The organism is Microbispora sp. CL1-1, assembly GCF_012034195.1.
Taxonomy (GTDB): domain Bacteria; phylum Actinomycetota; class Actinomycetes; order Streptosporangiales; family Streptosporangiaceae; genus Microbispora.
Genome location: NZ_JAATEK010000018.1, coordinates 14,781 through 41,655, shown reverse-complemented (window position 1 = coordinate 41,655; position 26,875 = coordinate 14,781). Strand labels below are relative to the sequence as shown.

30 protein-coding genes and 1 pseudogene are annotated in these 26,875 nt (G+C 70.3%); 16 read left to right on the top strand and 15 right to left on the bottom strand.

Annotation, left to right across the window (positions count from 1 at the left end; all coding sequences use genetic code 11):
* Window positions 1-6: 6 nt before the first annotated feature.
* Both HCK04_RS21350 and HCK04_RS21345 read right to left on the bottom strand, forming a co-directional pair.
* On the bottom strand, window positions 7-1,500 hold the full coding sequence (locus HCK04_RS21350; RefSeq protein WP_142649145.1) for a sugar ABC transporter ATP-binding protein: 1,494 nt from the start codon (window positions 1,498-1,500) through the stop codon (window positions 7-9).
* Between the two features lie 47 nt (window positions 1,501-1,547).
* Window positions 1,548-2,537 carry a substrate-binding domain-containing protein gene (locus HCK04_RS21345; protein WP_142649144.1) on the bottom strand — a complete coding sequence of 330 codons (990 nt, stop codon included), beginning with the start codon at window positions 2,535-2,537 and terminating at the stop codon, window positions 1,548-1,550.
* Between the two features lie 162 nt (window positions 2,538-2,699).
* On the opposite strand from HCK04_RS21345, the gene HCK04_RS21340 reads away from it, so the two are divergent.
* From HCK04_RS21340 to HCK04_RS21320, 5 genes are read left to right on the top strand one after another with little or no spacing between them, the layout of a single operon-like run.
* On the top strand, window positions 2,700-3,464 hold the full coding sequence (locus tag HCK04_RS21340) for an SDR family oxidoreductase (RefSeq protein ID WP_142649143.1): 765 nt from the start codon (window positions 2,700-2,702) through the stop codon (window positions 3,462-3,464).
* 18 nt (window positions 3,465-3,482) lie between these two features.
* Window positions 3,483-4,187, top strand: coding sequence for a FadR/GntR family transcriptional regulator (locus HCK04_RS21335; protein WP_142649142.1), 705 nt, complete (start codon window positions 3,483-3,485; stop codon window positions 4,185-4,187).
* On the top strand, window positions 4,184-5,329 hold the full coding sequence (gene dgoD, locus HCK04_RS21330; RefSeq protein WP_142649141.1) for a galactonate dehydratase: 1,146 nt from the start codon (window positions 4,184-4,186) through the stop codon (window positions 5,327-5,329). The genes HCK04_RS21335 and dgoD overlap by 4 nt, the downstream gene beginning before the upstream one ends.
* Window positions 5,330-5,334: 5 nt before the next feature.
* Window positions 5,335-5,967, top strand: a complete 633-nt coding sequence (locus HCK04_RS21325) for a bifunctional 4-hydroxy-2-oxoglutarate aldolase/2-dehydro-3-deoxy-phosphogluconate aldolase (protein WP_205830535.1) — start codon at window positions 5,335-5,337, stop codon at window positions 5,965-5,967.
* Window positions 5,964-6,908 (top strand): sugar kinase, encoded by a 945-nt coding sequence (locus HCK04_RS21320; RefSeq protein WP_142649139.1) that lies wholly within the window; start codon window positions 5,964-5,966, stop codon window positions 6,906-6,908. Before HCK04_RS21325 ends, HCK04_RS21320 begins: the two co-directional genes overlap by 4 nt.
* 37 nt (window positions 6,909-6,945) lie before the next feature.
* Here the strand turns inward: HCK04_RS21320 and HCK04_RS21315 are convergent, their stop codons facing one another.
* The 3 genes and pseudogenes from HCK04_RS21315 to HCK04_RS44275 all read right to left on the bottom strand — a co-directional run.
* Complete coding sequence (locus HCK04_RS21315; protein ID WP_142649138.1) at window positions 6,946-7,617, bottom strand: hypothetical protein; 672 nt, start codon at window positions 7,615-7,617, stop codon at window positions 6,946-6,948.
* Window positions 7,618-7,661: 44 nt separating this feature from the next.
* A complete protein-coding gene (locus HCK04_RS21310) occupies window positions 7,662-7,811 on the bottom strand; it encodes a hypothetical protein (RefSeq protein WP_260617365.1) in 150 nt (49 codons plus the stop codon).
* Window positions 7,809-7,868: pseudogene (locus HCK04_RS44275) on the bottom strand (WD40 repeat domain-containing protein); the annotation flags it as partial. The pseudogene HCK04_RS44275 and the gene HCK04_RS21310, both read right to left, overlap by 3 nt.
* A gap of 177 nt (window positions 7,869-8,045) precedes the next feature.
* On the opposite strand from HCK04_RS44275, the gene HCK04_RS21305 reads away from it, so the two are divergent.
* From HCK04_RS21305 to HCK04_RS21295, 3 genes are all read left to right on the top strand, one after another.
* Complete coding sequence (locus HCK04_RS21305; RefSeq protein ID WP_142649137.1) at window positions 8,046-8,609, top strand: dihydrofolate reductase family protein; 564 nt, start codon at window positions 8,046-8,048, stop codon at window positions 8,607-8,609.
* Between the two features lie 68 nt (window positions 8,610-8,677).
* Complete coding sequence (locus tag HCK04_RS21300; RefSeq protein WP_260617359.1) at window positions 8,678-9,217, top strand: NUDIX hydrolase; 540 nt, start codon at window positions 8,678-8,680, stop codon at window positions 9,215-9,217.
* Between the two features lie 94 nt (window positions 9,218-9,311).
* Entirely contained in the window at window positions 9,312-9,860 is a 549-nt protein-coding gene (locus HCK04_RS21295; RefSeq protein WP_142649136.1) for a dihydrofolate reductase family protein, read from the top strand.
* A gap of 10 nt (window positions 9,861-9,870) precedes the next feature.
* Here the strand turns inward: HCK04_RS21295 and HCK04_RS21290 are convergent, their stop codons facing one another.
* Both HCK04_RS21290 and HCK04_RS21285 read right to left on the bottom strand, forming a co-directional pair.
* The gene (locus tag HCK04_RS21290) at window positions 9,871-10,296 is read right to left on the bottom strand and encodes a nucleoside deaminase (protein ID WP_142649135.1); all 426 of its coding nucleotides are present in this window, start codon (window positions 10,294-10,296) and stop codon (window positions 9,871-9,873) included.
* Window positions 10,293-11,141 carry a TIGR03619 family F420-dependent LLM class oxidoreductase gene (locus HCK04_RS21285; protein WP_142649134.1) on the bottom strand — a complete coding sequence of 283 codons (849 nt, stop codon included), beginning with the start codon at window positions 11,139-11,141 and terminating at the stop codon, window positions 10,293-10,295. The genes HCK04_RS21290 and HCK04_RS21285 overlap by 4 nt, the downstream gene beginning before the upstream one ends.
* 93 nt (window positions 11,142-11,234) lie before the next feature.
* Here HCK04_RS21285 and HCK04_RS21280 point away from each other — a divergent pair, with 93 nt between their 5' ends.
* Entirely contained in the window at window positions 11,235-11,696 is a 462-nt protein-coding gene (locus HCK04_RS21280) for an Lrp/AsnC family transcriptional regulator (protein WP_142649133.1), read from the top strand.
* A 167-nt stretch (window positions 11,697-11,863) separates the two neighbouring features.
* Here the strand turns inward: HCK04_RS21280 and HCK04_RS21275 are convergent, their stop codons facing one another.
* Complete coding sequence (locus HCK04_RS21275; protein ID WP_142649132.1) at window positions 11,864-12,391, bottom strand: MarR family winged helix-turn-helix transcriptional regulator; 528 nt, start codon at window positions 12,389-12,391, stop codon at window positions 11,864-11,866.
* An 88-nt stretch (window positions 12,392-12,479) separates the two neighbouring features.
* Between HCK04_RS21275 and HCK04_RS21270 the strand changes: the two genes are divergently transcribed.
* The gene (locus tag HCK04_RS21270) at window positions 12,480-14,750 is read left to right on the top strand and encodes an LLM class flavin-dependent oxidoreductase (RefSeq protein WP_142649131.1); all 2,271 of its coding nucleotides are present in this window, start codon (window positions 12,480-12,482) and stop codon (window positions 14,748-14,750) included.
* A gap of 3 nt (window positions 14,751-14,753) precedes the next feature.
* On the opposite strand, the gene HCK04_RS21265 is transcribed toward HCK04_RS21270, so the two are convergent.
* Window positions 14,754-15,707 carry a YafY family protein gene (locus HCK04_RS21265; protein WP_142649130.1) on the bottom strand — a complete coding sequence of 318 codons (954 nt, stop codon included), beginning with the start codon at window positions 15,705-15,707 and terminating at the stop codon, window positions 14,754-14,756.
* Between the two features lie 96 nt (window positions 15,708-15,803).
* On the opposite strand from HCK04_RS21265, the gene HCK04_RS21260 reads away from it, so the two are divergent.
* Window positions 15,804-16,361 (top strand): DinB family protein, encoded by a 558-nt coding sequence (locus HCK04_RS21260; RefSeq protein WP_260617358.1) that lies wholly within the window; start codon window positions 15,804-15,806, stop codon window positions 16,359-16,361.
* Between the two features lie 176 nt (window positions 16,362-16,537).
* Here the strand turns inward: HCK04_RS21260 and HCK04_RS21255 are convergent, their stop codons facing one another.
* The 3 genes from HCK04_RS21255 to HCK04_RS21245 all read right to left on the bottom strand — a co-directional run bounded on the left by HCK04_RS21255 (window position 16,538) and on the right by HCK04_RS21245 (window position 18,012).
* A complete protein-coding gene (locus HCK04_RS21255) occupies window positions 16,538-16,915 on the bottom strand; it encodes a helix-turn-helix domain-containing protein (protein ID WP_142649128.1) in 378 nt (125 codons plus the stop codon).
* Window positions 16,912-17,319, bottom strand: a complete 408-nt coding sequence (locus tag HCK04_RS21250) for a hypothetical protein (protein WP_142649127.1) — start codon at window positions 17,317-17,319, stop codon at window positions 16,912-16,914. The genes HCK04_RS21255 and HCK04_RS21250 overlap by 4 nt, the downstream gene beginning before the upstream one ends.
* Before the next feature lie 129 nt (window positions 17,320-17,448).
* Window positions 17,449-18,012, bottom strand: a complete 564-nt coding sequence (locus HCK04_RS21245) for a TetR/AcrR family transcriptional regulator (protein ID WP_142649126.1) — start codon at window positions 18,010-18,012, stop codon at window positions 17,449-17,451.
* 267 nt (window positions 18,013-18,279) lie between these two features.
* Here HCK04_RS21245 and HCK04_RS21240 point away from each other — a divergent pair, with 267 nt between their 5' ends.
* From HCK04_RS21240 to HCK04_RS21225, 4 genes are all read left to right on the top strand, one after another.
* The gene (locus HCK04_RS21240) at window positions 18,280-18,645 is read left to right on the top strand and encodes a DUF1330 domain-containing protein (protein WP_142649125.1); all 366 of its coding nucleotides are present in this window, start codon (window positions 18,280-18,282) and stop codon (window positions 18,643-18,645) included.
* Window positions 18,646-18,953: 308 nt separating this feature from the next.
* Window positions 18,954-19,832, top strand: coding sequence for an alpha/beta hydrolase (locus tag HCK04_RS21235; RefSeq protein ID WP_142649124.1), 879 nt, complete (start codon window positions 18,954-18,956; stop codon window positions 19,830-19,832).
* A 41-nt stretch (window positions 19,833-19,873) separates the two neighbouring features.
* The gene (locus HCK04_RS21230) at window positions 19,874-20,800 is read left to right on the top strand and encodes a MerR family transcriptional regulator (protein ID WP_312845757.1); all 927 of its coding nucleotides are present in this window, start codon (window positions 19,874-19,876) and stop codon (window positions 20,798-20,800) included.
* A 432-nt stretch (window positions 20,801-21,232) separates the two neighbouring features.
* Window positions 21,233-21,664, top strand: a complete 432-nt coding sequence (locus tag HCK04_RS21225) for a hypothetical protein (RefSeq protein WP_142649122.1) — start codon at window positions 21,233-21,235, stop codon at window positions 21,662-21,664.
* 59 nt (window positions 21,665-21,723) lie between these two features.
* On the opposite strand, the gene HCK04_RS21220 is transcribed toward HCK04_RS21225, so the two are convergent.
* The 3 genes from HCK04_RS21220 to HCK04_RS21210 form a co-directional block, all read right to left on the bottom strand.
* Window positions 21,724-22,566 (bottom strand): carbohydrate ABC transporter permease, encoded by an 843-nt coding sequence (locus tag HCK04_RS21220; protein WP_142649121.1) that lies wholly within the window; start codon window positions 22,564-22,566, stop codon window positions 21,724-21,726.
* Between the two features lie 10 nt (window positions 22,567-22,576).
* Entirely contained in the window at window positions 22,577-23,533 is a 957-nt protein-coding gene (locus HCK04_RS21215; RefSeq protein WP_260617357.1) for a sugar ABC transporter permease, read from the bottom strand.
* Between the two features lie 86 nt (window positions 23,534-23,619).
* Window positions 23,620-24,897: an extracellular solute-binding protein gene (locus HCK04_RS21210; RefSeq protein WP_142649120.1), complete on the bottom strand. Its 1,278-nt coding sequence runs from the start codon at window positions 24,895-24,897 to the stop codon at window positions 23,620-23,622.
* Window positions 24,898-25,355: 458 nt separating this feature from the next.
* Here HCK04_RS21210 and HCK04_RS21205 point away from each other — a divergent pair, with 458 nt between their 5' ends.
* Window positions 25,356-26,402, top strand: coding sequence for a PaaX family transcriptional regulator C-terminal domain-containing protein (locus HCK04_RS21205; RefSeq protein ID WP_205830534.1), 1,047 nt, complete (start codon window positions 25,356-25,358; stop codon window positions 26,400-26,402).
* The last annotated feature ends 473 nt before the right edge of the window (window positions 26,403-26,875 follow it).

The window sequence follows — 26,875 nt, the reverse complement described above, 5'->3', positions numbered from 1 at the left end:
TCTCCCTCACTCCTCGGCAATGGCCAGGGCCATGACCCGGTTCAGCTCGATCTCGTCGCCGCTCAGCTCGGCGACGGCGCGCCCGCCGCGCAGGACGACGATCCGGTCGCAGACGTCGGCCAGCTCCTCCACCTCGCTCGACACGAAGACCACGGCGCGCCCGTCGTCGGCCAGCAGGCGCATCTGGTCGTAGATCTGGCGCTTGGCCTCCACGTCCACGCCGCGGGTGGGCTCGTCGAGGAGCAGCACGTCGCTTCCCGCGTGCAGCCATCGGGCGAGCACGGCCTTCTGCTGGTTGCCGCCGCTGAGCGTGCCGATCGGCGTCCCCGGGCGGGCCGTCTTGATCGCCAGGCGGTCGATGAGCGCCCGGGCGGCCTGCCGGATCGCCCGGCGGTCCAGCACGCCCGACCTGCTCACCTTGCGCAGGTCGCTGATGACGATGTTCTCGTCGACGCCCATCAGCGGCACGATCCCCTCGCGCCGCCGGTTCTCCGGCGTCATGCCGAGCCCCTTGGCGAGCATCGCGGCGAACGCGCCGGGCCGTACGGGCTCGCCGCGCAGACGGATCTCGCCGGACGCCGGGCGGTCGAGCCCGACCAGGGCGCGCAGCGTCTCGGTGCGGCCCGAGCCGAGCACCCCGGCGATGCCCAGGATCTCGCCGGGCCGCACGTCGATGTCGAGGCCGTTCAGCCGGTCGCTGACCAGGCCGCGCGCCGACAGCACGGGCGGCTCGGCGCTGGGGCGGCGGGTCCGGCCCGCGACGGCCTCGGGCGCCGCGCCGAGCATCATCGCCACGATCTCGTGCGTCGAGGCCGTGCGCACCGGCAGCGTCTCGACGATCCTGCCGTCGCGGACGACCGTGGCGGTGTCGGCCACCTGCCGGATCTCGTCCATGCGGTGGCTGACGTAGATGACCGCCACGCCCTGCTCCGCGACGGTCCGTACGACGTCGATGACCTGCCGGACCTCGGCGGCGGCCAGCGAACTGGTCGGCTCGTCGAGGATGAGCAGGGTGGGCCGCTGGGCGACGGCGCGGGCGATCTCCACGAGCTGCTGCCCGGCGGAGCCCAGCGTGCCGACCGGGCTGTCGACGTCGATGTCCACGCCGATGCGCGCCATCGCCTCCTTCGCGTCGGCGCGCATCCTGCGCAGGTCGAGCGCGCCGCGCGAGCGCGGCCAGGCCCCCAGGAACAGGTTCTCCGCGACCGTCATCTCCGGCACCAGGCTCAGCTCCTGGTAGACGGTCGCGACCCCCAGCGCGGCGACGTCGCGCGTGCCGAGGCCCGCCAGCGACGTGCCGCGTACGAGCGCCTCGCCCGAGTCGAGGTGCTCGGCGCCGGACAGGACCTTGATCAGGGTGGACTTGCCGGCGCCGTTCTTGCCCAGCAGCGCGCGGACCTCGCCGCGCCGCACCGCGAAGTCGACGTCGCTGAGAGCGGTGACGCCGGGGTAGCGCTTGGTGCCGGCGCGCACCTCCGCGACGACGTCGGTGTTCGACATGGGAGCCTTCCTGGGAGCCTTCAATGGGGACGAGTCGCCTGGACGGTTTACGGGATGCCGTCGGCGTGCTCGGTCAGCCACTTCTCGTTGGTGGCCTTGTCGTCGGCGGTGTAGAGGATCGGGTCGACCGGGATGACGAACGAGTCGTTCTTGGCGCCGCTCGACGCCTTGCGTGCGGCCTCGTACGCGAGCTTGCCCACGGTCTGCGCGGGGACGTCGATCTCGGCCTTGAGGATGCTGCCGTCGACCAGGGCCTTGGCGATGTCGACGGTCATGTCGCTGCCGAAGACGACGGTCTTGCCCACGCGGGAGCGGGTGGTGACGGCCTTGATGCCGGCCAGGGTGCCGCCGCCCGCCACGGCGTAGAACGCGTCGAGCTCGGGGTTGGCGGTGATGATGTTCTCGGCGACCGGGGTGGCCTTGTCGACGACCGCGCCCTCCTGGTCGGCGACGTACTGGGCGCCGGGCACCGACTCGGCCAGGCCGTCCTTGAAGCCGCGCTTGCGCTCCTTGCAGACCTCGACGAAGTCGCAGTTGAGGATGGCGATCTTCGGCTTGTCGATCTTCTGGGAGGTGAAGTACTTCCCGGCCTGCTCACCCAGCTTCTTGCCGAAGACGTACGGATCGGACAGGACGTAGCCCCACACGTACTTCTTGGCGTCCGCGTCGTTGATGCAGGTGTTGTAGCAGACGACCGGAATGCCGGCCTTGCTCGCCGCCGCGATCGCCGGGGTGGACGCCGTGGCGGAGACGGCCGAGGTGATGATCGCGTCCACGTTGGAGGCGACCAGGGTCGACATGAACGAGGACTCCTTGGCCGCGTCACCCTGCGCGTTGTTGCCCAGCAGCTTGAGCTCGGAGTCCTGGGCGGCGGCGGTCTCGATGCCCTTCTTCACGCCGGCGTAGAAGCCCTGCGAGTCCAGGTAGATCACCCCGACGCGGAGCTGTTGTTTCCCGCCCGATGCGCCGCCGGACCCGGCGGACTGACCGCAGGCGGCGAGCACGGCGCCGACGGCCAGCAGAGCGATGCAGCGCATCGCCGTGAGTCGAACTGATGCCACGAATGGCCTCCCATGAGTCTGTCTTCGGTTGGCGACGCCACCGGGTAGGGCGCGCTGCGCCACGTCCAGATGATGAGGCGGTCGTAACGTGCCTGTCAATAAATTGTCATAAAAAAACACTTATCGTAGAGTGACGGTGTGAACCTCCCCGGACCTTCCACGGAGGCCGGATGCTGCGCGGTCGTGACCGGCGCCGCCTCCGGCATCGGCGCGGCTACCGCCAGGCGCCTCGGCGCGACGGGCATGCCCGTCCTGCTGTGCGACATCTCCCCGGCGGGGGAGGAGGTCGCCGCGGCTGTCGTCGAGGCGGGCGGCACGGCAAGATTCGTGCGCATGGACGTCAGCGACGAGAGCGCGTGGGGGGAGCTCCGCCGCGTCGCCCACCGGGAGTTCGGCCCGGTGCGGCAGCTCGTCAGCAACGCCTACGTCGTGGACGTCAGACCTGTCCACGACCTGGGCGCGGCATCGTGGAACCGCCAGCTGGAAGTGAACCTCACCGCCTCCTACCTGGCCTTTCGCACGCTACACGAGGATCTGCGGGCGACGTCGGGGGCGGTCGTCCTCGTCTCGTCGGTGCACGCCCTCGTCGGCCTGCCCGGCCACCCGGCGTACGCGGCGACGAAGGCGGCGCTGGTGGGTCTCGGCCGCCAGCTCGCGGTGGACTACGGCCCCGACGTGCGCGTCAACACCGTGCTGCCCGGGCCGATCATGTCCCCCGCGTGGGACCGCGTGGCGGAGGAGGACCGGCGCCTGAGCGTGGAGGCCACCATCGCCAAGCGGTTCGGCGACCCCGCCGAGGTCGCCGCGGCGATCGCCTTCCTGCTGTCGGACGAGGCGTCCTACATCACCGCCACCACCCTCGTCGTCGACGGCGGCTGGAGCGCGACGAAGAACTCCTCCTGAGAGGTATGACCGCAGAGCATGAGCACCTACAAAGGGCGTGGCATCCACGGCCAGGTCGTCGAGATCATCGGCCGCCGCCTCGTCACCGGGCAGTTCGCCGAGAACGGGCGCATCGACCTGGTCGAGCTGGAGGCCGAGCTGCAGGTGTCCCGCACCGTGGTGCGTGAAGCGCTGAAGGTGCTGGCCGGCAAGGGCCTGGTCGACTCGCGGCAGAAGCGGGGCACGGTGGTGCGCCCCCGCAGCGAGTGGAACCTGCTCGATCCCGACGTGATCAGCTGGGAGTTCGAGAACCGGGGCAGCGAGATGCTCGGGCAGCTCGCCGAAGTGCGGCAGATGTTCGAACCGGCCGCAGCCGCGCTGGCCGCCGGCCGGCGCACCGACGCCGACCTCGCCGAGCTCGAAGCGGCCCTTGAGGACATGACCGCGGCCACGACACCGGCCGAGGCGGCCTCCGCCGACCTGCGTTTCCACCGCGCCGTCCTGGCCGCGACGGGCAACGAGCTCCTGGTCCGCATGGAGGTCGTCATCGAGTCGGTGCTCGCCGAACGCGACCGCATCGTCCACGACGTCGTCACCACCGACGACCCGGTGCCGAGCCACCGGGCCCTGCTCGACGCCATCCGGGCGGGGGACGGCGAGGCCGCCAGAACCTGCGCGCTCGCGCTGCTCGACAAGTCCATGGCCGACGTCGACCGCGCGGCCCGCCTCCAGGGAGACCGGTGAAGATCACGCGCATCGAAACGTTCCTGGTGCCGCCCCGGTGGCTGTTCTGCCGGGTCGAGACCGACGAGGGACACGTCGGCTGGGGCGAGCCCGTCGTCGAGGGGCGGGCCGGCTCGGTCAGGGCGGCGGTCGGCGAGATCGCCGAGCTGCTCATCGGCGCCGACCCGCTGCGCATCGAGGACCACTGGCAGGTCATGACCAAGGGCGGCTTCTACCGCGGCGGGCCGGTGCTCGCCAGCGCCGTCGCCGGTCTCGACCAGGCCCTGTGGGACATCGCCGGCAAGGCGCGCGGCGTTCCCGTACACGAGCTGCTCGGCGGTCCCGTACGCGACCACGTCCGGGCGTACGCCTGGATCGGCGGCGACGAGCCCGGCGAGATCGAGGAGGAGGCCCGGCGTCAGGTGGAGGCGGGCTTCACCGCGGTGAAGATGAACGCCAGCGGCCGCATGTCCCCCATCGCGGGCCCGGGCGAGATCGACGAGGTCATCGCGCGCGTCACGGCGGTCCGCGAGGTGCTCGGCCCGGGCCGCGACATCGCGGTCGACTTCCACGGCCGGGTCTCCTATCCGAACGCCCGGCGGCTGCTGCCGCTGCTCGAACCGCTCACGCCCCTCTTCGTCGAGGAACCGGTCGTGCCGGAGTCGCTGCCCCAGGTGCGCAGCCTCGTGGAGGCGTCGAACATCCCCATCGCCCTGGGCGAGCGGCTCTACTCCCGCTGGGACTTCCTGCCGGCCTTCCAGGCGGGCGTCGCCGTGGCGCAGCCCGACCTGTCCCACGCCGGCGGCATCTCGGAGGTCCGCCGCATCGCCGCCCAGGCCGAGGTGTTCGGCGCGCTGCTCGCGCCCCACTGCCCGCTGGGACCGATCTCCCTGGCCTCCAGCCTCCAGGTGGCGTTCGCGACCCCCAACTTCCTGATCCAGGAACAGAGCATCGGCATCCACTACAACGACGGCAACGAACTGCTCGACTACCTGGTCGATCCATCCGTCTTCGCGTTCAGCGAGGGCCGCCTCTCCCGGCCGACCGGGCCGGGCCTCGGCATCGTGGTCGACGAGGCGGCCGTACGTGAGGCCGACAAGCGGGGTCACGCCTGGCGCTCCCCGGTCTGGCGCTACCCCGACCACTCCTTCGCAGAATGGTGACCGGCGTGCAACCACACGATCTGCTCGATCTCCTCACGACCCGGCGGCTCCTGGCCATCGTCCGCGGCGACGACCCGGCGGCGGCGCTGCGCAGCGTCGAGGTCCTCGCCGAGGAGGGCGTGACCCTGATGGAGGTCTCGCTCAGCGGCGCCGACGCGCTGTCGGTCATCCGGCAGGCCGCCTCCAGCCTGGGCGCGGGCGTGCACCTCGGCGCGGGCACCGTGCTGACCGCGCGCGACGCCGTCGCGGCCCGGGACGCGGGCGCGACGTTCGCCGTCACCCCCGGCCTCGGCGAAGGGGTGGACGAGGCGCTGCGCCTCGGCATGCCCGTGCTCGCCGGGGCGATGACACCCACCGAGGTCATCGCCGCGACCGCGCGGGGCGCCGCCGCCATCAAGCTCTTCCCCGCTTCCACGGGCGGGGTCTCCTATCTGCGCGCGCTGCGGGACCCGTTCCCCCGCGTGCCGTTCGTGCCGGTCGGCGGCGTCGGGCTCGACAGCGTGCGCGACTATCTTGAGGCCGGTGCCGTCGCGGTCGGGCTCGGCTCGCCGCTGCTCGGCGACGCCCCGCGCGGCGGCGACCTGGACGGCCTGCGCCGCCGGGTGAGAACGGCGCTCGACCTGGTGGGCGCGCGATGAGGGCGGACGTCCTGACGATCGGCGAGGCGATGGTCACGGTCCGCTGCGCCGGGCCGCTGCGCCTCGGCGGCGACTCGCGGATGTCCACCGCCGGCGCGGAGGCCAACGTCGCGATCGCCCTGTCGCGCCTCGGGCACACGGCCCGCTGGGCCGGCGCGCTCGGCGACGACGAGCCCGGCGAGCTGGTCCTGCGCACGCTGCGGGCCGAGGGCGTGCTGACCGACCACGTCGTGCGGCGCACGGACGCCCCGACCGGCCTGCTGCTGCGGGACGTGGCCGCCGGGGGCCGGGCCCGGGTGCACTACTACCGCAGGGACTCGGCCGCCTCGACGCTGTCGTGGGACGAGGTGCGCCCCGCCGTCGAGGCCGGGCAGACGGGCCTGCACATCACCGGCATCACGCCGGCGCTCGGGCCCGCGCCGCTGGAGGCCGTCGCCGCCGCCGCCGGACACGCCCGCGCGGCGGGCGCCTGGGTGAGCCTCGACGTCAACCACCGGTCCCTGCTGTGGAGCAGGGAGGCGGCCGCGCGGGCGCTGCGCCCGCTGCTGCCGTACGTCACGGTGCTGATCGCGTCCGACGACGAGCTCGGCCTCGTGGCGGACGGCGACGGCGAACGCGAGCGTGTGTCGGCCCTGCTGGACGCCGGTGTGGAGGAGGTCGTCGTCAAGCGCGGCGCGGCGGGCGCGAGCTACCACGACGCGCGGACCTCGTTCGACGTCCCGGCTCGGCGGGTGCCCGTGGTGGACGTCGTCGGCGCGGGCGACGCGTTCACCGCCGGATATCTGTCCGGGCGGCTCGACGGGCTCGACGCGTACGGCCGGCTCGAACGGGCGACCCTGCTGGGAGCCGCCAGCGTGGCCTGCGCCGGAGACTGGGAGGGGCTGCCCACCCGGGCGGAGCTGCCCGCGCTGGCCCTGCCCGACGGCGAGACGCTGCGCTGACCTGCGGGCCCGCTCTCCGACGTCGCCTTCCCCGGACCTACGTGATCTGATCGAGCCGGAACATCGCGGCCAGGTCCGCGGCCAGGTCCGCGACGCTCCGGGAGCCGTCGACGTGCACGACCGGCAGCCCGAGCTCGCGGGCCTGGCGTCGCACCTCCTCGTCCCAGAGCAGGTCGCGGGCCAGCCGCTTGGCCAGGGCGTCCGCGTGGTCACCGTCTCCCCAGTTGGCCCGCGCCCGGGCGGGGTCGGCGAACCGGGCGCCCAGCGCACGGGCCCGGAACTCGGGCGCGGGCAGGAGGAAGACGGCCTGCTGCGGCCGGGTGACCAGCGGCGCGACCTCGCTCGGCAGCGTGCGGAAGTCGTCGACGAGGACGGGCCGGTCGGCGGGCAGGGCGAGCAGGTCGTCGAGGACGAACCCGAAGGTCTCGCCGTGCAGGCTGGGCATGGCGTGGAAGATCTCCTCGGCGGTGCGGCCCGCCCATCTGTCCTCGGTGGGCGTTCGCAGCAACGCCCACAGGTGGGGCTGCCGCCGCGGATCGCACCTCTTGACGTAGCCGAGCTCGGCTCGGTCGCCGTCGTAGACGTGCACGTCGTGCCGTTCGGCCAGGGCCTGGGTGACGGTGCTCTTGCCGGCTCCCGTGCCGCCGGCGATCCAGCGGACGTGCGCGAGCCTGCGGCGGAGATCGGCGAGGGAAGACCGGCGTGTCATGTCCGGCAGTCTGGCAAACGCGAGCGGAGACCGGACGATGGCGGTCAGCAGGTGCGCCGAACCATGATCGTGCGGTCGTCTCCCGCGGACGCGAGCGAACGCCCGTCCCTGCTGAACGCGAGAGCCTGCACCGGTGCGGTGTGCCCGGTCGGCGTGGCGTACGACGCCCAGGTGCGCGTGTCCCAGAGCTTCACGGTGCGGTCGGCGCCCGCCGTGGCGACCGTCCCGCCGTCCGGGCTGAAGGCGACGGCCCTGACGTGCGCCCGTCGTCCTCCTCAGGGCGAGCGGGCGGATCACCAGGCGGGATATCGGCAGGGGCATATCCCGCCCGGCGTCCGCCGCACCACCGACAAAAAAGATTGTCTTGACAGTAGAAGTGGTCGGCTGCGAGTCTGGGGTCACGCAAGCGCGAGACCGAGGAGACCCAGATGCGCAAGATCGTCGCCAGCTTTTTCATGTCCCTCGACGGCGTCGTCGAGGCGCCCGACCAGTGGCACTTCCCCTACTTCAGCGAGGAGATGGGCGCGGCCGTCGGCGCGCTGATGTCCGAGTCGGACGCGATGATGATGGGCCGGGTCATGTACGAGAGCTGGGCGGCCTACTGGCCCGGCAAGGCCGGCACGGACGACCCCTTCGCCGACTTCATCAACAACGTCCCCAAGTACGTTGTCTCCACGACCCTCGACACGGTGGAGTGGCAGAACTCCGCCCTCGTCACCGGCGACTTCGCCGAGGAGATCACCAAGCTGAAGCGGCAGCCCGGCAGGACGATCGGCATCAGCGGCAGCACCAACCTCGTCCGCTCGCTGATGCGCCACAACCTGCTCGACGAGCTCCGGCTGCTGGTCCACCCGATCGTCGTGGGCAAGGGCCAGCACCTGTTCGAGGAGGGCCTGGAGATCCCGATGACGCTCGCGTCCTCGGAGACCTTCCCGACCGGCGTGCTGTCCCTCGCCTACCGGCCCGCCGCCGACCAGACCACGGAGAAGTGACGGAGAAGTGACCGCCGGGCCGAGCGCGCACGGACGTACGGCCCCGGGCGTGGGTAGGATCCGGCCACGTGACCGAAGCGCAGCCCGTGATCCGGCAGGTGTCCTCCCGCGTCGTCTACAGCAACCCGTGGATGACGGTCCGCGAGGACGCGATCGAGCACCCCGACGGCTCTCCCGGCCTGTACGGATATGTGGTCAGGCCCGACTTCGTGCTGATCGTGCCGGAGGAGGGCGACGGCTTCCACATCGTGGAGGAATACCGCTATCCGATCGGCCGCCGCTCGTGGAGCTTCCCGCAGGGCGGCGCCGAGGCCGACGACCGTGAGGCAGAGGCCCGGCGCGAGCTGGTGGAGGAGACCGGGCTCCGGGCCGACCGGATGCGCTACCTGGGACGCATGGACAGCGCCCACGGGATGACCGACCAGGGGCTGCACGTCTACGTGGCCACCGGCCTCACCAAGGGCGAACCCCGGCGCGAGCACACGGAGCAGGACATGCGCCAGCGGTGGGTGCATCACACCGAGTTCGAGCAGATGATCCTCGATGGCGTCGTCAGCGACTCGTCGTCCGTCGCCGCCTACCTGCTGTGGCGGCTGCGCCGGCCGTAGCGCGGGCCATGTCGTTTCCGTACAAGACCCGCGCGGGCGTGCCCGCCTAGTGTCGCTCCGCAGCTACCGTCATACGACCAGAGGAGCGGAGCACATGGCCAGGATCGTCGCCAACTTCTTCATCTCGCTCGACGGCGTCGTCGAGTCGCCCGACCAGTGGCACTTCCCCTACTGGAACGACGAGATGGGCGCCGTTATCCAGGCGGGCATGCAGACCTCGGCCGGGATGCTGATGGGCCGCAGGCTCTACGACGAGTGGTCCGCCTACTGGACGACGACGGACCAGGACCCGGAGATCGCCGCGGCCTTCAACAGCGCACCCAAGTACGTCGTGTCGACCACCCTGGAGAAGGCGGACTGGAACAACACCACCGTCGTCGACGGCGACGTCGCCGCCCGCCTGCGCGAGCTCAAGGAGCGGATCCAGGGCGGCGACCTGCAGATGTCGGGCAGCGCGACGACCGTGCGGTGGCTTCTCGCCAACGGGCTGCTCGACGAGCTGAACCTGCTCGTCCACCCGATCGTCGTCGGCCGGGGGCAGCGGCTGTTCGAGGACACCCCGACTCACAAGCTGAAGCTCGTGAAGTCGGAGACGTTCACGACCGGCGTGCTCAACCTGAGCTACGTCCCGGACGCAGGCTGAGAGCGGCGCGTCAGAGGTAGTACCCCTCGACCGGCACGCGCGCCTCGTCGAAGAGCGCCGGCCCCTCCTGCCGGAAGGCCGACGGGCCGGCCGGCGGCTTGAGCGTGCCGAGCTGCTCGGTGGAGAGCGCGAAGACGACACGGCCGAGCCCGGAGCGTTCGATGGCGCCCGCGCACATGCCGCACGGCTGGCAGCTCGTATACATCGTGGTGCCGGCCGCGACGGCCGGGTCGAGCTCGCGGGCGGCCCAGCGCGCGAGCTTCAGCTCGGGATGCGCGGTGATGTCGGCCTCCGTGATCGAGGTGTTGCGCTCCTCGACAAGCACGTCGCCGTCCGGGCCCACCAGCAGCGAGCCGAACGGCGGGTTGCCGCCCGCCCGCGCCTCGGCGGCCAGCTCGATCGCCCTGCGGAGGAACTTCTCGTCGGCGGATGTCATGAATGCTCCTTCGTGTAGGCGGCGGCCACGGTTTCGAGCAGGTGCCACGCCGTCTCCGGATGGTTCGTCTCATCGGGGTCCCCGTTGAAGGGGTCGAGCAGCACGGTCTCGGCGCCCAGGAGGCGCAGCCGGTCCAGGTCGTCCATGACCTGGTCGAGGGTGCCCTCGCCGGCCCGGCGGCCCTCGCCCGTCACCGGGGTGGTGGTGAGCCGCAGCAGAATGCGCGGGGCGAGCACGGGTGTCGCACACCCGAGGGTCTCCGCGACGGCGGCCAGCCGGTCCATCCGCTCGTCCAGCCATGGAAGGGTGAAGCGCAGCGGATGCCATGCGTCGCCGAGCAGCACCGCCCTGCGCAGAGCGGCGTCGCTGCCGCCGCCGACCCAGATCGGAATGTGCCCGGCGCGGTAGTCCTCCTCGTCCTGCCAGGCCAGGCGCATCACGCGCAGGTGCTCGTCGGTCAGCGCGCCGCGCCGCTCGTACGGCACGCCGAGCGCCTCGAACTCCTGCCTGGCCCAGCCGACCCCCACGCCGAGGACGAGCCGTCCACCGCTCAGATCCTGGAGGTTGGCCGCCATCCGGGCGGTCAGCAGCGGGTGGCGGTAGGGCACGATCAGCACGGTGGTGCCCAGCCTGATCCTGGTGGTGATCCCGGCGAGCCACGACAGCGTGGTGAAGGGCTCGTAGAACGGCGCGGGATACTGCCCGGCCACGTCGGGGGTGACCACGACGTGATCGGAGACCATGAGCAGATCGAACCCGAGCCCCTCCACCGTCTCGGCCCAGCCGCGCAGCACGCCGGGCCGCGTGCCCGGCCCGAAGTTCGGGACGTTGACGCCTAGTTTCACCGCACCAGACTATTGACGCGATCACGCTGCCCGGAAGAAGGAACTCCCTGGTTATCGGCGGTTCCGCCGTGGATTTCCCGGTATATTCGGCCGATGGCCGAGAGTCTTGACGCGACCGACTGGTCCATCCTGGCCGAGCTGCAACGCGACGGCCGCGTTCCCCTCACCGAGCTGGCCCGGCGGGTCAGCCTCAGTCCATCCGCGGCGACAGAGCGCGTACGGCGGCTGGAGGCGGCCGGCGTCATCAGCGGCTATCGGGCGGTCGTCGACCTGGGGAAGGTCGGATATGCCGTGCTCGCCGTGGTGCGGCTGAAATATCCGGGCAATCGACACGAACCGCTGCACCGGCTGCTCGGCGAGCGTACGGAGATCCTGGAGTGCCTGCGCACCACCGGTGACGACTGCTACACGCTGAAGGTCGCCGCGACCTCCATGGCCCACCTGGAAAAGGTGATGGACGAGCTCGCCCGGTTCGGCAGCACCACCACCAACATCGTTTACAACGAGACGCTCCCCTACCGAGGACCGCAGGCTCCCGCGCCGCCGGGCGGGTAGACGAGGCTCTGGCCACGGCCCGCCGGAAGATCGGCGCCATCGTGCAGGGCTACTCGCCCGAGCAGCAGGCCGTCCTGTTCGACTACTTCGCCCGCGCCGCCGACGCGTACGTGGAAGCCACGGCGGAGCTCAACGACAAGCCGACCGGCTGACCGACGCCGGCCGGGTCACGCCTCCCGGGTCAGCACGGCCGTACGCGCGACGGCCGAGCAGCGGTCCTCTCCCGCCGGAGCCGCACCGGTGGCGGCATGCTCCAGCAGGGCCAGGAGGACCCGCCGGTCCTCGGGCGGGAGGGTGGACAGCAGTTCGTCCTCGGCCTGGGCGACCCGCGCGTCCACTTCGGCGAGGAGCCGCCGGCCCTGCTCGGTCGGCACGATGCGCCGCGCCCGGCGGTCGGACGGGTCCTGCTTGCGCTCCAGGAGATCGCATCCCTCGAACTTGTCGAGCAGATAGGTCATGACCGTACGGTCGATGCCGAGGCGGGCGGCGAGCGCGGCCTGCGTGGGCGGGGCATCGTGCACGACCGCGGAGAGCACCTGATAGCCGCGCACGCCCTGCGGCAGGTCGCGCGAAGCCTCCTCGACGCGCGCGCTCCACTCGCGCAGCAGCACGGCGAGGGACCACCCGAGCACAGAACCGTGTGACGAGCCCTGCGGGGAGAGTGTCGCGGTTTCGGCTGCTTCGTGTGTGGTCACCTCTCCACTCTAACGCGGAATACGATGACTTCTCGATGAGTTGTGCCGCATATAGTCTGTTGGACAGATTAGTTCTCGAGAGGTCGGCATGACGGACTACGGCCACGAACTGGCCTTCGGCACGTTCCTCACCCCCCAGAACCGCGACCCGCAGGGGCCGGTCCGGCTCGCCCAGGTCTCCGAGGCCGCCGGGCTGGATCTCGTGACGTTCCAGGACCACCCCTACCAGCCGGGTTTCCTGGACACCTGGACGCTGCTGTCCTGGGTCGCCGCGCGCACCGAGCGGGTCACGCTCTCGGGCAACGTCATCAACCTGCCACTGCGCCCGCCGTCCGTGCTGGCCCGCGCCGCGGCGTCGCTCGACCTGCTGTCGGGCGGCCGGTTCGCCCTCGGCATCGGCGCGGGCGGCTTCTGGGACGCGATCGAGTCGATGGGCGGCACCCGCCTGACGCCGGCCGAGTCGGTGACCGCGCTGGAGGAGGCCATCGAGATCTTCCGCGGCATCTGGGACGCGGGCGAGCGCCGCATCCTCCGCGTCGACGGCAAGCACCACCGCGTCGCGGGCGCCAAGCGCGGCCCGGCCCCCGCGCACGACATCCCCATCTGGCTCGGCGCCTACAAGCCGCGGATGCTGCGCCTGGTGGCACGCGAGGCCGACGGCTGGCTGCCCTCGCTCTTCTACCTCAAGGACGGCGACCTGCGGCGCGGCAACCAGATCATCGACGAGACCGCCGCGGAGGCCGGGCGCGATCCGGCGCAGATACGTCGCCTGCTGAACATCGGCGGCGCGGTCACCGAGACCCGCCAGGGTTTCCTCGAGGGGCCGGTCGAGCAGTGGGTGGAGGAGCTGACCGCCCTGGCGCTGGAGGACGGCATCGGCACGTTCATCCTGGCCTCCGACGACCCGCGGCTCATCCAGGTGTACGGCGAGGAGATCGCCCCCGCCGTACGGGACGCGGTGGCGCGCGAGCGGACGGCCAGCGGCACCGTCCCCGCGACCGCCCGCCGCGGCGCCGCCGCCATCGCGCTGCGCCGCGAGGGGATCGACTACGACAAGGTCCCGGCGAGCCTCGCGGCCGACGCCGTCGAGCCCGGCGACCGCGCGTACGAGTCGGTGCGGCACAACTACCTGCGCACCGGATCCCCCGGCCTGGTGCTGCGCCCCCGGACGGCCGGCCAGGTCGTCGAGGGGCTCGCGTACGCCCGATCCCAGGACGTCCCGCTCGGCGTACGCTCCGGCGGGCACGGCATCAGCGGCCGTTCCACGAACAACGGCGGCATCGTGCTCGACGTCGGCGCGCTCGACACCGTCGAGGTCGTGGACCCGGCCACCCGCCGCGTACGGCTGGGCGCGGGCGCGACGTGGGGCAAGGTCGCCGAGGCGCTGGTGCCGTACGGCTGGGCGATCAGCTCGGGCGACTTCGGCGGCGTGGGCGTGGGCGGCCTCGCGACGACGGGCGGCATCGGCCTGCTCGGACGCAAGTTCGGCCTGACGATCGACCACGTCGTCGCCGCGGAGGTCGTGACCGCCGACGGGCGGGTGCTGCACGCCTCACCGGAGGAGAACCCGGACCTGTTCTGGGGCCTGCGCGGCGCCGGGGGCAACCTCGGCGTGGTCACCTGGGTCGAGATCGAGGCGATGGAGCTCGGCGACATCGTCTTCTCCCAGATGACACTGGACGCCCGTGACACGGCCGGGCTCCTGGAGCGCTGGGGCGCCGCGGTCGAGAAGGCGCCGCGTGAGCTGACGAGCTTCCTCATCCTCTCCCCGCCGCGCCGCGGCCAGGACTCGGTCGCCCAGCTCATGACCGTGTACGCCGGCGCGGACACCGAGGCCGCGGTGCGCGAGCTCGAACGGCTCGCCGAGGCCGGTCCGCTGCTGGGGCACGAGGGATACGTGCTGCCCTATTCGGCGGTGGTGCAGCCGGCCGAGAAACACCACACCGGCGGCGGCAACCCCGCCGTACGCTCCGGCCTGGTCAGCCATCTCGACGGTGACGTGAGCCGCGCCTTCGAGCGGGTGGCGCGCTCCGGGGTGTCCTACTTCCTGCAGATACGCGCCACCGGCGGGGCCTCGCACGACCTGGCCCCCGACGCGACCGCCTATCCGCACCGGCACCAGAACTTCGCGCTCACCGCGATGGGCGCCTCGCAGCCGGCCATGAACGCCACGTGGGACGCCGAGGTCGCGCCGTACACCGACGGCCTCTATCTGTCCTTCGACACCGACAGCCGGCCCGAACGGCTGCTCGACGCGTTCGGCGAGGCCAACCTCGCCCGGCTGCGGCAGGTCAAGCGCGCCTACGACCCGGACAACGTGTTCCGCGCCAACTTCCCCATCCCCCCGGCGGAGGAGTGAACTTCAGGCGCGCTGGAACCGGGCTGCCCATTCGTGGACGCGGTCGAGCAGTTCGGGCGGGTGGACGACGTTGAAGTCCGCGCCGAGCACGCCCAGCGACATGATCGGCCAATCCAGGGAGTGCGTGGTCATCCGGATGCGGCAGCGCCCGGCGTCGACCTCCTCGACGGTGCACCACCGGCCGATCCGTTCGCGCGCGACGGAGGCCGGAGCGTCGGCGAGCACCTCCACCCGGTAGGGACGCGGCAGGTTGTCCAGGCCGGCGCGGACGAAGTCGGCGGCGTCGGCGGCGGGCAGCTCCCGGGGACGGAACCGGGCGCCGGTGTTCTCGGGCCCGACGAGCCGGTCGACCCGGAAGCTCCGCCAGTCGTGCCGGGTGAGGTCGTACGCGACCAGATACCAGCGGCGGCCGAGACGGACCAGCCGATGCGGTTCGACATGCCGCTCGGTCCGTGTGCCGTCCGCGGAGGTGTAGGCGATGCGGAGCCGTTCACGGTCGCGGCAGGCCAGCGCGACCGTGGTCAGCACGCCGGGGTCGACGCTCGTCGCGTCCTGGCCGTCCCATCCGGCCGGCACAGTCATCGTGCGCAGCGCCTCGACCCGGTGGCGCAACCGGGCGGGCATCACCTGCACCACCTTGGCCAGCGCCCGCACCGACGACTCGGCGATGCCCTCCACCGCCCCGAGTACGGCGGTCTGCAGTCCCACGGCCAGTGCGACCGCTTCCTCGTCGTCGATGACCAGCGGCGGCAGCGCGGCACCGGCGGCGAGCTGATAACCGCCCTCGACGCCGCGCTGTGCCTCGACCGGATAACCCAGCTCGCGCAGCCGGTCGACGTCCCGGCGCAAGGTGCGTACGGAGACTCCCAGCCGTTCGGCCAGCTCACCACCCTGCCAGTAGCGGTGGGTCTGGAGCAGGGAGAGCAACCGCAGTGTCCGCGAGCTGGTGTTCGCCATGTTCTCGATTGTCGCGTCGATTCAGGTCGGAAACTGACCGCTATGGCTCCTAGTGTGGTCACCGACCGACGAGCGGAACAACGGAAGGCAGAGCCTGTGACCACCAGCGAGACGAGCATCGGCGACCTCGGCGACACCCCGGCCATCAGCGGCGAGCGCGCCGACCTGCTGGCGGCGCTGGCCCAGAGCCGCCACTTCCTGCGCTTCACCACGCGCGACCTGACCGACGAGCAGGCCGCGCAACAGACCACGGCCAGCGAGCTGTGCCTGGGCGGCCTGATCAAGCACGTCACCCTGGTCGAGCGCAACTGGGTGGACTTCATCCTGAACGGCCCGTCGGCGATGGGCGACGCCGCGACCATGACCGAGGCCGAGCAGGCCTGGTGGGCCGACCAGTTCCACATGCAGCCCGGCGAGACGCTCTCCGGCGTGCTGGCCGCCTACGCCGAGGTGGCCCGCCGTACGGACGAAGTGGTGGCCACCCTGCCCGACCTCGGCGCGACCTGGCCGCTGCCGAAGGCCCCGTGGTTCGAGCCCGGTGCGCGCTGGTCGGCCCGCCGCGTGCTGGCGCACATCATCGCCGAGACCGCCCAGCACGCCGGTCACGCCGACATCATCCGCGAGTCCCTGGACGGCGCCAAGAGCATGGGCTGACCGTGAGAACGGGCAGCGCCGCTGAGACCTCCGGCTGGGCCGATCACTGCGCAGGCGTCTCGGTCAGCCGAGCCGCCGCCTTCCTCGCCGCGCTGCACCCCGGCCGTGCTGGTCGGCGGCATGAACGTTCACGCCCTGAAAAACAGCGCCACCGTCCTGCGCCCTGTCGGCTGAATTCAAGCTGAGCGCCGCTCGGGTTGGGACTGACGCAGTTGTGCGAGGTCCAGCTCGATCCGACGCCCGTGGACGGTGACTACGATGCTGGCACCCTCGGCACCGGTGGCCACCAGGTAGTCGAACAGCGTGGACAGCAGCATGTCGTTACGGTTCTCCAGGCGGGAGACGACCCCTTGGCCGACCCCGAGCTTCCTGGCCACCTCCACCTGGGTCATCTGCCCGGCCTTGCGGATCATCGCAAGGTTCATCGCATAGACACGATCCATCTCCTCGGCCGACTCATGTGCCTTGGCGACCTCGGTCGCGATGTCCGGATCGGCCAGGAGTCGCTCCAGGTGGTCATTGCCGCGGACGAAGGTCCGCTCCGGCTCGGTCATGGCTTCTCCTCGTACGACGTCTCCCGTTTCCACTGATCGATGAGGGCGTCCGCCCGGGCGGCAACGCTGTTGTAGAAAACATCCCCCATCCGGGCCTTGTCCCCGGCGAACAGTGCGACGACAACGGTCCCGCTCTCGGGCGGAAACCAGCAGACCAACCGGATCGCCACCTCTGGATGGTAGGCGTGTGAGACTCGCCACAGCAGATAGCGCCGCGACTGGCGTACCCACCGGAGAGTGGCCGTCTCCTCGTCTCTACTTGGAGGCTCGGTTAGCTTCCGCAGCTGATCCAATGCCCGGGCGGTGAGGACCAGCTTCAGTCGAGACCGATGATCACCTGCCCTGGCTTCCGCCTCAAGCCGGTCGAGCCAGGCCCCGAAGTCAGCCGGCCAGTCGATGTCCACAGCCCACAGTATGACATGGAAGGCATATGACTTCCATGCCATACCAGAAGATCAAGCCCCTGGACGGCGCCAAGAGCATGGGCTGAGCGTGAGAACGGGCAGGGCCGCTGAGACCTCCGGCTGTGCCGATCACTGCTCAGGTGTCTCGGTCAGCCGGGCCGCCGCCTTCCTCGCCGCGCGCAGGATCTCTTCGGAGACAGGGGTGCCCACCGTCGCCCGGGCGAGCAGGAGAGCGCCCACGAGGGTGGACAGGGCCGCCAGCCCGGTGTCCCCCGGAGCGATCCACCCGGCCATGTCGCGAATCCCGGCGGCGTAGGTGTCGCGCCATTCGGGATCCCGGGCGAAGTCGCCGGCGAACCCGGCCGCCGGGCATCCGTTGCCGGGGTCGTCACGTGCTTCGGGTGACAGGTAGGCGTCGATCAGCGACGACCACGCGGCATCGTGACCGGCGTGGTCGCCCTCCAAAGCCGCCAGACGCCGCAGCATGTCGGAGAAGGCCTCGGCCGTGGCCTCGTCGACGAGCGCCGCCTTGGAGGCGAACTGCTTGTAGAAGCCGCCCTGCGTCATGCCGACCGACTGCATGACGTCGGCGACGCTCACATCGCGCACCCCCTTCTCGCGGAAGAGTCGCGAAGCGGATTCCACCACACGCTTCCGGTTGGCCCGTGCCTCGGCCTGTGATGCTCGGCTCATCTTCGATCCCTCGCCGCTTCGACTGACTTCGATCGATCACGAGAACGTGATCAGTGGCGTGATGCCGGGTGTCCGGGGGCGGCGTACCGCGCGGAGAACCGGATTACAAGCGCAATCTATACCGGCCGGCCCGGCCAGGAGATCCACGAGTGCACGGTGAGGTGCGTCACGAGACCCGGCCATGGGTGCGCCCATTTAGATTATGACTGTAATCTAAACAGCGCTGCGGCGAACCCGCGTGCGCAGCCACTCGACGGGAGGGTCGACATGAGCACCTACCTGATCAACCACCTCCGCATCCCCGGGGACGTCCCCAACGAAGCGGGCCTGTCCTACCTCGAAGAGGTCGAGGCCACCGTGAAGCCCTACGGCGGCAGGTGGCTCGCCAACGGCGAGGTCAGCGTCGTGGAGGGAGCCTGGCCCGGCCTGGTCGTCCTGATGGAGTTCCCCGACCGCGCCGCCGTCGACCGGTGGTACAACTCGCCGGAATACCAGAACATCCTGCCGCTGCGCGTCAACAACGCCATCTCCGATCTCGTGCTGATCGACAGCCTTCCCGACGGCTACACCGTGCGGGGATTCGCCCAGCAGGTCCGGGCGGCCGTCCAGGCGGCATCCGGCTCCGGCCGCTGAGCGGCGGCACGGTCGTCGTCGCAAGGCCCCGGGCACGGTCGTCGTCGCACGGCCCCGATCCGTGCGGCGAGGCCGGTCACAAGATCTACCGGCGGCAACGCTACAGTTCAGCAGGCGTCACTCGAGCCCCTCCCGCCTGACCGGCCGCTCGTGTGAGGCGGAAAACCGCCTGCGCGCATCACGGACGGGGAGACCCTCCCATGAGCCCCGATCTCGCCTGACGACCGCCGAGTCGGCGAATGTCCCCGTCCGAGTCCATCGATCGGTCGTCGGCTGAAATACATCGGCTGAAATACAAGGGATGACGAATGAGCTCCACCATCTCCCGCCCCCTCGCGCAGGGCAGGCACGAGATCAGCATCGAGGGGACGCGGCAGGTCTTCCACGTCGCGGGCACCGGCCCGGTGTGCCTGGTGCATTCGGGCGGCCCGGGCATCGCCTGGGAGTACCTGCGGGTGCCGGCCCTGGAAGAGCACCTGACCATGGTCTATCTGGAGCCGATCGGCACCGGGTCCTCCGGCCGCCTCGACGACAGCCGCGACTACCGGATCGACACCTACGCCCGGTTCGTCCATGGCGTGGTCGAGCATCTGGGCGCGCCCAAGGTCTTCCTGCTCGGCCACTCGCACGGCGGATTCGTCGTCCAGCGCTACGCCCTCGATCATCCCGATCGCGTCGCCGGAGCGATCCTCTACTCCACCTCGCCGGTCACGGGAGAGGAGTTCTGGGCCGACGCGATGGCGAACATCGGCAGGTTTCCGCAGCGCCTCCCCCACCGGCCCGCGGCCGCCGAGATCCCGGCCGCGTTCCAGCGAGCGCTGGCGGCCCAGGACGACGAGGCGTACACCACATCTCTGCGGGAGATCCTTCCGCTGTACTTCGGCGACTACTGGGCGAACGAGCAGGAGCTGGAGCCGCTGCGCGCCGCCCTGAGCGCCTGGATCGACCCGATGCGCGGCGAGGAGCCCGCGCCGTTCGACGTACGGGACCGGCTCCGCTCGCTCGACGTCCCCACACTGATCATTTCCGGTGTGCACGACTTCTTCGGCGGCACGCGCTGGGCACGCCTCGCTCACGAGATCATCACGGGTTCCCGCCTGAAGGTGCTCGAGAACAGCGGGCACATGGGCCATCTCGAACAGCCCCGGGAGTTCGTCGGCGCGATCCTCGAATTCGCGCGCGCCTGAGCCGCGTACGTCGTCCGGCTTGAGTCTCGAGCCGCTCGAAGGTGCAGGCTCGTCGTGTGACTGACGGAACAGAGCTGTACACCGTAGGCCAGATCGCTCGGCGTACCGGCCTTTCTGTGCACACCATCCGCTTCTGGTCCGACAGCGGCCTGATCGCACCCACCGGCCGCTCGGCCGGTGGATACCGCCTCTACGACGCCGCCGCAGTGGCCCGGTTCGACCTGGTCCGGGCCCTGCGCGAACTCGGCATCGGGCTGGAGGCCGTACGGCGCATCCTGGCGCGGCAGGCGACGGTGGCCGAGGTCGCCGAGGTGCACGCCCAGGCGCTGGACGCGGAGATCAGGGCTCTGAAGCTTCGCCGCGCCGTGCTCCGCACGATCGCCAAGCGCGGCGGCACAACCGAGGAGACGACGATGACGCACAAGCTCGCCCATCTGTCCGCCGCCCAGCGGCAGCAGGTCATCGACGAGTTCGTCGAGAACACGTTCTCGGGGATCGCGCTGGACGGCGACGCCGAGGTGGTCGCGGAGTGGATGCGGGAGCTGCCCGACGAGCTGCCGGACGATCCGGCGCCGGACCAGGTGGACGCCTGGATCGAGCTGACCGACCTGGTCGCCGACGAGGACTTCCGGCAGCGGCTCCGGCGGATCGCCCTGGCCGGCGCCTCACCCGTGGCGTCGCGCCACGGCTATGAGCTCCGTGCGCTGGCCCTGCGGCACGCCGGCCGGGCGACGGCCGAGCCCATTCCACCGGACTCGGCCGAAGGCCGGGCGGTTCTCGACCGGATCATCAGGCCCGGCATGCCATCCGGCGAACGCGACGAGCTGCGCCGCTGGCTCGAGACCGTCGCGGACGCCCGGGTGGAGCGCTACTGGGAGCTGATCGCCGTGCTCAACGGCCGTGGACCCGCTCCGCCGGCCGTGCCCGCCTTCACCTGGCTGATCGCCGCCATGCGCGCCCACGGCTGAGCCGTACGCGCGGCTCCGGGAGGTACGGGGCGGATGAAGAGGTGGGGGCGGCCCGACCCTTGAAGGGCCGCACAGAAAGGCACAATCCGTCCGGCTCGGCCGCATTGGCCGGATGCGAAATGGCGACGCGGTTCCGGCGTTGATAACGGCAATGAGGAACACCCGATCCTCATCGGACAGTGGCCCGGCATGACGGCGATGCGGCGCTTCTACGGACCTGTCCCAAGCCGGGATGGTGCTGTGAATCCGTCCCGTCGCGGGCTCTGATTTGAACCGATTTTTCCAGTGCGGCCGGTCCAGCAGTTGGACGTGACCCGCTTGACTGAAAGTTTCAGGGATTCTTGTCCGGACTTGTCGGGATAAGGCGACCACGCCAGAATCGGTTCATCCTTCAACTATTTGGCGAAGGGTCCCGCACGGATGAGGAGAGGCATGAAGCGCACCATCTCCGTTCTCGCCGTCGCCACCGGCGTCCTCGGCGCCACGCTCACCGGCATCGGTCCCGCGTCCGCGGCCACCCCCGCGGTCGACTGCTCCACGGGCGGATACACACGGACTCTGACCAGCTACGTCCCCACCAATGTCCAGCGGCCGGCGGTGGACGGTCGCAGCTACAACATCGGCGGTCCGCTGGCGTACACGTATGAGGTCTGTCTCGACATCCCGGACACCGAGACGTTCACCATCGAGGTGCGGATCTGGAACAACGGGACACAGACCGTGTTCGTGGACGACCGGCCCGGAGACAAGATCTTCCGCTACTCCCTCGACCCCAACAGCTTCTGGCAGGTCTACGGCACGATGACCGGGCCCGGCAGCACCTACATCTACTACACCTGGAACGAGAAGCAGATCCAGGCCTGACGCCGAACGGGCCGGCCGCCTCGCCCGGCGAGGCGGCCGGCTACAGGGGGCCGGCGGCCTCAGCCCTTGAAGGCGCCGTTCATGATCCCGGCCACCATGCGCCGCCCGACGAAGACGAACAGGACGAGCAGCGGGAGGGTGGCGAGGAACGACCCGGACATGGCGAGGCCGAGGTCGATGTTGAAGCTGTTCTGCAGCGCCTTGATCGCGATCTGGACGGTGTACATCTCCGGCGACTTCAGCACCACGAACGGCCACAGGAAGTCGTTCCACGCGGTGACGAAGCCCAGCAGACCGAGCACGAAGGCGGCGGGACGCACCAGCGGGAACGCGACGCGCCAGAAGACCTGCCAGGTCGACGCCCCGTCGATGCGGGCCGCCTGAAGGATCTCGTCACTGATCGCGGACGCGATGTGCTGGCGCATCCAGAAGATGCCGAAGGCGTTGGCCAGCCCGGGGACGATCAGCGCCTGGAGCGTGTCAACCCAGCCCAGCGACGAGATGATCATGTACTGGGGGACGATGGCGAGCTGGGTCGGCACGGTCATCGTCAGGACGACGAACAGGAACAGCGCGTTGCGGCCGCGGAAGCGCATCTTGGCGAACGCGAAGCCCGCCAGCGCGCACAGCACCGCCTGGCCCACGCCGATCGACCCGGCCACGATCAGGCTGTTGACGATCGACCGGACGAACGGCACGGTCGAGAACACCAGCCCGGCGAGGTGGAAGAAGTTGCCGCCCGGCACGATCTCGGGCGGCAGCTTGATCGCCGTCGCGGTGTCGGTGGTGGCGACGATGAACATCCAGTACAGGGGGAACAGGCAGGCGAAGGCGGCGAGCGCCAGCAGCGCGTAGACCCACCATCGGACCCGATCACCCGAGCGCGGCCTCGTCGTGCGCATGATCGCCCCCTCAGCCCTTGACCGGGCGGATCCGGGTGGACAGGAAGTAGTTGAGGCCGGCGAGCGCGACGACCATCACGAAAAGCGCCACGCCGATCGCCGCGGCGTAGCCGAACTTGAACTGGGTGAACCCCTGCTCGAACAGGAAGAGCGTGAGCGTCTGGCACTGGCGGATCGGCCCGCAGGTGTTGGGCGCGCCGCGGTTGATGAGCAGGGCCTCGGTGAAGATCTGCAGCCCGCCGATCGTCGAGGTCACGATCGTGAACACGATGACCGGGCGCAACGCGGGGAGGGAGATGTGCCGGAACTGCCGCACGCCTCCCGCTCCGTCGACGGCGGCCGCCTCGTAGATCGCCCGGGGAACGGCCTGCAGGGAGGCCAGATAGAGCAGCGCCGTGTAGCCGAACCACCGCCACGTCACCATGACAGCGATCAGCACATGGCTCCCCACCACCGACTGGGTGAAGTCGATGTGCTCGAAGCCCATCAGGCCGAGCAGCCAGTTCAGCAACCCGTAGTCACGGTCGAACATCTGGGCGAACACGATGGCGGTGGCGGCCACCGAGGTGATGTACGGCACGAGCATCGTCATGCGGAAGAACAGAGCCAGGCGCAGCCGTACGTGGTTGAGCAGGTGCGCGAGCACCAGCGCGATCAGCAACTGCGGCACGGTGGACAGCAGCCAGATGCTCACGGTGTTGCGCGCCGCGTTCCAGAACCGCACGTCCCCGGCCAGCCGGCTGAAGTTGTCCAGGCCGACGAACACGTGCTCGCCGATCGGGTTCCAGTCGAACAGCGCCACGTAGAAGGTGAACAGCAGCGGGATGAGGCCGAACACCGCGAAGAGCACGAAGAACGGGGCGATGTAGGCGTAGGGGGCGACGATCTCGGTGAAACGACGCCGCGCCGTCTCCTCCGGCGGGGCCGGGGGCAGGCCCACCTCGGTGGCACTGATGCTCGTCGTCACGGTTGCTCACTTCCTCGCCGCCGGCGCGGGCCGGGGGGACGGCCCGCGCCGGCGGCGTATGCGAAAGGTCCTGGGTCGTGGTCTCCCTAGCCGCCGATCGCGTTCTTGATATTGGTCACCGCCGCGTCCCACGCCTTCGCGGGATCACCCTTGCCCTGCTCGACGTTGGCGATGGCGTTCGTGAACTCGATGCCGATCGTGGTGCTGTCCGGCCCGATGACGAACGGCTTCAGGCCGAGCAGCGAGTTGGTGTAGATCGTGCCGATGGGCGCGCCGGAGAAGAACGGGTCCTTGACCGAGGTGAGCTTCGGGTCCTGGTAGACCGACGGGGTCGAGGGCAGTGACCTGGCCTGAGCGAAGTGATCGAGCTGGCCCTGCGGCGACTGCGTGGCGGCGATGTAGTCCCAGGCGGCCTGCGGGTTCTTGGCGCCCTTGGGAATGGCGAGGAAGCTGCCGCCCCAGTTGCCCGAGCCGCCGGGGATCGTGGCGATGTCCCACTTGCCCGCGGTGTCGGGGGCGTTGTCGCGGATGGAGCCGAGCAACCAGACCGGTGCCGACACGACGGCGAAGTCCCCCCTCTTCATCGCGGCGCTCCAGCCTTCGGTGAACGTGCTCTGCTTGGCGGTGATCCCGGCGGCCACGGCCTTGAGCGCCAGATCGAAGGCGGTCTTGGCCTGGGGGCTCTGTTCGTACACCAGGTTGCCCGCGGGGTCGTAGTACTTCTGATCCCCCTGGTTGACCACCTGCGAGTAGATGCTCCCGCCGGCGTTGTCGATGAACGCCTTGCCGGTGGCCGCCGTGTACTTCTTGCCGGTCTCGATGAAGGCGTCCCAGGTGGGCCAGAGCTTGCCGACCTCCTCGCGGTCCGTCGGCAGCCCGGCTTCCTTGAACAGGTCGGCCCGGTAGGCGATGGCCATGCCGCCGACGTCGGTCGGGATGCCGATGATCGCGCCGTCCTTGGTCGTGGACTGGCTGATCACCCAGTCGAGGTAGTCGCCCTTGATCTTGTCGGCGCCCATCGTGCGCAGGTCGACGAAGTTCTGCGGCTGCTGGACGAACTTGGGCAGGTCGTCGCCCTGGATCAGCACCAGGTCGGGCACTTTGCCGCCGGCGAGTGCGGTGGTGAGCGCCTGCGCCGTCTCCTGCGCGTTCCCCACCTCCGTCAGCTTGATCTCGACGTCCGGCCTGATCTTCTTGTACTCCTCGGCGGACCCCTTCGCGTTGATCCCGGTGAACGACCAGAACTCGAACGACTTGCTGTCCGACCCGCCGGAGGAAGTCTCGGACGACGAGCCTGAGCACGCTGCCATGCTGAGGGCCGCGGTAGCGGCGAGCGCGACCGCTGAGACTTTGCGGAGCTTCACGGCGACCTCTTTTCGCTTGCTGGTGGTCAGGGATGTGATGCGCGGCCCGGCAGCGGGAGTGCGCTGCGCTCGCCGGACACCTCCTACGCGTGCAGAACGGTGACGGCGCCGTGCCGCTTCAGGCTTCGGTTCGCACGTGCCCGACAGGTTCGGCACCGCCATGCCGACCTGGTCTTTCGGTTACAAGCCCTCTGACATCACCCTTGAGTATGAAACTTTCGGAGTTGTCATGCGGATCGTTGATCCAGGACACTAGGCTGCTGCCAACCGGAGCGTCAAGATTTTCCGGGCAATGTTCCTGAAACAATCGGCCCGGCGGCTTTATGTTTTCGGGCTCGCCCTGTACGGCGCAGGGCACCGGCGGCTCGGCCGTCGGATCGCCCTCCACCTGGGGACCGAGCCGCCCCGCGATCACGTACCCGTACGGCAGGGGCGTCGTCGTGAGGCAAGCTGATGGCGTGAGTGACCACGCACCTCGCGGCGATGCCGGAGCCCCACGCGCGCAGGTCGGCCCCAACCCGCAGCACCTGCTGACGACCCTGCTCGGCGAGTACCTCGACTCCGACGACGCGAGCCTTCCCTCGATGGCGGTGGTCGCGATACTCAGGGAGTTCGGCATCAGCGAGCCCAGCGCGCGGGCCGCGCTGTCCCGGCTGACCAAGCGGGGATTGATCGCCGTACGGGGTTCCGGGCGGCCGCCCGTCTATCACCTCACTCCTCAGGCGATCGCCAGGCATCGTGCCAGGATGGATCATTTCCTGAGCTTCGGCGCTCGCCCGCGGCAATGGACCGGCGAGTGGGTGACGGTCTCCTTCTCGATCCCCCAATCAGCGCAGCCACAATCCGGGCAGACACAATCCGGGCAGACACAATCAGGGCAGGCACAGACCGGGCAGGCCCCTCGGCACGCGGTCCGCAAGGCTCTGGGCGCGCTGGGTTTCGCACGGCTGTACGACAGCGTGTGGATCCGGCCGGGATCCGACCCGGCCCCGGTGAGTCAGGCGCTGCGCGACATCCTCGACGACGTCGACGGCGCTCGATGGTCGGTGATGATCACGCGGTTCGCCGAGGAGACCGGCCCGCACGGCCCGGCCGCCGCGTACGATCTGGCCGGCCTCGCCTCGGCCTACGAGGCTTTCATCGCGCGGTATTCGGACCTGCGGGTGGCCGTCCGCAACGGGGATGTCGACGCGACCCGGGCGCTGGTGGCCCGGACCTCCGTCATGGACTCCTGGCGGAAGTTCCCGGACATCGACCCTGACCTCCCCGAGCACCTCCTGCCGGCACCGTGGCCCCGCCAGGCGGCCAGGGAACTCATGCTGGAGATCCACTCCGCTCTGGGCTCGCTCGCCGAGGCGCGGCTCATCGAGGTCGCGACACCATACTGGCCGGACGCCGCGTCATGGATCACCCACTTCGAGGCGTCGGAGGTCGCGGCCTCCGTCAGCGGGGACGGCATCGGCGGAGACGGCTTCGGCGGAGACGGCATCGGCGGCAACGGCTGAAGAAACTTTCACGCGCTCGAACGGCCTGCCCGTCCGCCGGAGCGCGTTCCGTGCCCGCCGCGGCACGTGCCTTCTCGGCCGGCCCTCCGCCGTACGAGATTTCGCCGAAGCCTCGGGCCGACGGGCATCGTGACCTGCGCCGGAGTGACCGGCACCGGCCTGTCCTCCCGGCACGAGGCAGGAGCCGGTCATGCCCTTCCTCCAGCCGGCCGGCCCACGCCCGGACCCGGATGATCAAGGGGCGTCATCGGTCCGCACGCCTGCCGGCCGACTGCCCGAATGCCGTTGCTTGACACTTTTTATTACCACCGTGATATTAACTGCACGCTGCTCTCATCGGCTCGTTTCGCCTGACACGGGCGAAACCTGCAGTCGATTGTTCGCCACATCGATCTCCAGATTCGGTCGGCGCCCACCAGCCTGGCCGCGGTGGGAGCTGCCGTTTCCGTTGTCGGACTCCCTCGGCGTGCGCC